The organism is Methylorubrum podarium (genome assembly GCF_022179745.1).
GTDB lineage: Bacteria > Pseudomonadota > Alphaproteobacteria > Rhizobiales > Beijerinckiaceae > Methylobacterium > Methylobacterium podarium.
In genome coordinates, this window is record NZ_BPRD01000537.1 from 1 (window position 1) to 2,920 (window position 2,920).

Genomic DNA, 2,920 nt, shown 5'->3' on the forward strand with positions numbered 1-2,920 from the left:
GCGAGCAGAAGCGCGGCGGCGAGCGCCTGGAGACGGCGGTCGCGCAGGTTCCTTGCCAAGGGGAGTTCGGCCCAGAGGCTCATGGCCCGCACATTCATGGCCCGCCCCGCGGCTGGCCGGGGATGTCGGTCCAGATCTGCTTGGGCTCGGCCTTCAGCTCGTCGCCGAACGTGCGGTCGAATTCCGGGAAGTCGCGGATCAGGCGCGAGGCGACGTCGAAGTTGAACTTCGCGTCCCAGAAGTCGGGCCGGGCCTGGAGCGCCCGGCGGTAGTCCTGGCGCGCGAGGGTGACCTGCGGCCCCGCCTTGTCGAGCTCGCTGCGCTCGATCAGCCGGAAGGCCTCGCGGATGCGGGCATTGGCGACGACGTAGCGGGCCCGCGCCGCGGCTTCAGCGGATCGCCGGCCGTCGAGGGTCTCCAGCAGCGGCTCGGTCTCGCCGAGGCGATCGCGAAACGCCAGGAACTTCGTCCGTGCGACGAGGAGCGCGTCGGGGGCGTCGGGCGGGACGGCGACGTCGCGCCCCGCTTCGAGCGCGGCGATGGCCGCGTTGGTGCGCGTGTCCCGCCACGCCGAGAGCGCGAAGGCGGCGGCCGTCCCGAGCAGCAGGATCGGCAGCAGCACCAGCAGGAACGGACGGACGCTGCGCCAGCCCTGGCCGGCGCCCGCGCCGAGCCGGGCACGCAGGGATGGCGCGGAGGCGTGGGTGAGGGCGGAGGGCATCAGGCGGCGGCCCTTTTTTTCGGTGCGGCGGCGGGCGCGGGAACGGCGATGGCCGCCTGCTCACGAACGGGCGCGCGCAAAAAATCGGTCTCCGCCAGCTTGGCGAGGACGAGGAGGAGCAGGCCGAGGGCGGCGAGCGCGTAGGCCCAGCCGGTGAGGTCGCGGCGGGGGCGCTCCTCGGTATAGGGGATGGGGTCGCGTTCCAGCGCCTCGATCTGGCGCACGGCGCTCGCCACCGCGTCGGCGCCCTCCGCCTCGAAAGCGCGGTAGGGCACGCCGAGGCTCCTGAAGAACAGGTCGAGATGGCGCTCCGGCGCGGCCTGCGGCGTGTCCTCGCCCGCGGGCTTGTCGTGGATCGAGGGCGAGCCCTTGGTGCGCAGGAACAGCCAATAGAGGTTCGGCCGCACCCGGGCGAACTCGGCGCGCAGCTGCGCCTGGATGCGCGGATCGATCACCGCCGCCCCGTCCGAGACCAGGAGCAGCGCCCGCGACACCCCCGGCGCGCCCGCACCGAACTGCGACAGCGCCATGCCGAGGCCGCGGGCGACGTTGGTGTAGTCGAGGCCCGGCCGGTCGATGGCGGCGATGGCCGCGCGCACGGCGTCGTGCCGGTCGGTCATCGGCACGACCAGCATCGGCGCGGTGGAGAAGGCGGTCACCGCGAACTGGTCGTGGGCGCGCTCGCCGACGAAGTCGCGCAGGATGCGGCGGGAGGCGGCGGCCTTCGATTCCTCCTCCCCCGAGGGCTGCCGGCCGGCGAAGGTCTCGTTCATGCTGCCCGAGCGGTCGATCAGCATCGAAACTTGCGCGCCGACGCCGGTGCGGGTCACCCGCTCGCCGGCGCGGTAGGGGCCGGCCAGCGCCAGGACGAGGCCGCCGACCGCCAGCATGCCGGCGGCGGTCAGGGCGATCCGCAAGCCCGCGGAGAGGGGATCCTCGGGGGCTGCCGCGACCGAGGCGACCGGGCTGCGCCGCGTCACGGACAGGAGCAGCGGCAGCCCCGCCAGCGGCAGGAGCCAGAGCCACCAGGGCGTGGCCACGCCGAGGGAGGGAAGCAGCGGCGCCACGGGATCACGCGCTCCGCTCGACCGCGCCGAGGCGGCGCAGCAGCGCCTCGGCCTCGGGCAGGGGGAATCTCGTCCCGGCCCCGGCGGTGTCCCGGCCGAAGAAGGCGAGACGGGAGGCCGTGAAGAAGGTTTGGAGTCCGCCCGCCTGCCCCCGGAAGGCGGGATGGCGCTCCAGAAAATCGGGGAGGTCGTCGGCGAGCACCCGGCGGCCGTCGGTCGCGTCGAGGCCGCGATGCAGGGCGAGCAGCGCCGCGCGGTACAGGGCCTCTCCCTGCGATTGCCGCCGTGCCCGGCGCAGCGCCTTCAGCGCCTGCGCGAAGGGCCGGCCGCGGCGGCCTCCGAACATCCACCACGCCCGGTCGTAGGCGAGCAGCACCAGCGCCAGCGCCGCGAGGGCGAGGCAGCCGGCGGCCGAGGCGAGCGCCGGCTGCGGATCGAGGCGGGGCGCGCGTCCGTCGGGCCGCAGATACTCGGCCGGGTCGTCGCGCCGCTCGGGCTGCACCTCGCGCAACGGCGAGACGCCGATCTTCCAGGCCGGCACCTGCGCCACCGCCGTGGTCGAGCCGTTCGCTCCCGTACTCTCGACGGTGACGGGAAAGCCCGGCACGTCGAGGGTGCGGGCGTCGAGCGCCACGTAGAAGTCCTGATAGGTCAGGCGCAGGCGGATCACGTTGGAGCCGTCCGCGCCCCGGCCCTCCTCCGTCCGCACGTCGCGCAGGTCGAGCCAGTAGGTGACGGGGCCGGGCTTCGGCAGGGACGGGCGCTGCAGGGTGAAGCCCGGATCGGCGCGGATCTCGGCCTGCACCTGAACGAGGTCGCCCTGGAAGTAGCCGAAGGCGCGCGGCGTGCGGAGTTCCACGCCGCGCACCTGCGCCGAGGCGGGCAGGGGACACGCTCCGGCCAGCAGCAGGACGAGGCCGAGAGCCCGCGCGGCGGTGCCTCCCCGGAAGGAAGGCTCGAATTCAAAGATCCCAGACGGCGAGACCAGTGATGCTCGACGAAGCAGCCTACGCGTCCCCTCCCCCTTGTGGGGAGGGGTTCGGGGTGGGGGTGGTGCAGAAGGCACCGCACCGCCTCATCCTGAACCACCCCCACCTCCTGCCTCCTCCCCACAAGGGGGAGGAGAGGGGCG

3 protein-coding genes are annotated in these 2,920 nt (G+C 74.2%); all 3 read right to left on the minus strand.

What is annotated here, in order from left to right; translation table 11 throughout:
• Positions 1-94 precede the first annotated feature (94 nt).
• The 3 genes from MFF42_RS22965 to MFF42_RS22975 are packed head-to-tail and all read right to left on the minus strand — an operon-like array spanning position 95 to position 2,758.
• Complete coding sequence (locus MFF42_RS22965) at positions 95-721, minus strand: MxaK protein (protein WP_238258028.1); 627 nt, start codon at positions 719-721, stop codon at positions 95-97.
• Complete coding sequence (locus MFF42_RS22970) at positions 721-1,788, minus strand: vWA domain-containing protein (RefSeq protein ID WP_238258030.1); 1,068 nt, start codon at positions 1,786-1,788, stop codon at positions 721-723. Before MFF42_RS22970 ends, MFF42_RS22965 begins: the two co-directional genes overlap by 1 nt.
• 4 nt (positions 1,789-1,792) lie before the next feature.
• Positions 1,793-2,758 carry a nonribosomal peptide synthetase MxaA gene (locus MFF42_RS22975; RefSeq protein WP_238258031.1) on the minus strand — a complete coding sequence of 322 codons (966 nt, stop codon included), beginning with the start codon at positions 2,756-2,758 and terminating at the stop codon, positions 1,793-1,795.
• Positions 2,759-2,920 lie beyond the last annotated feature (162 nt).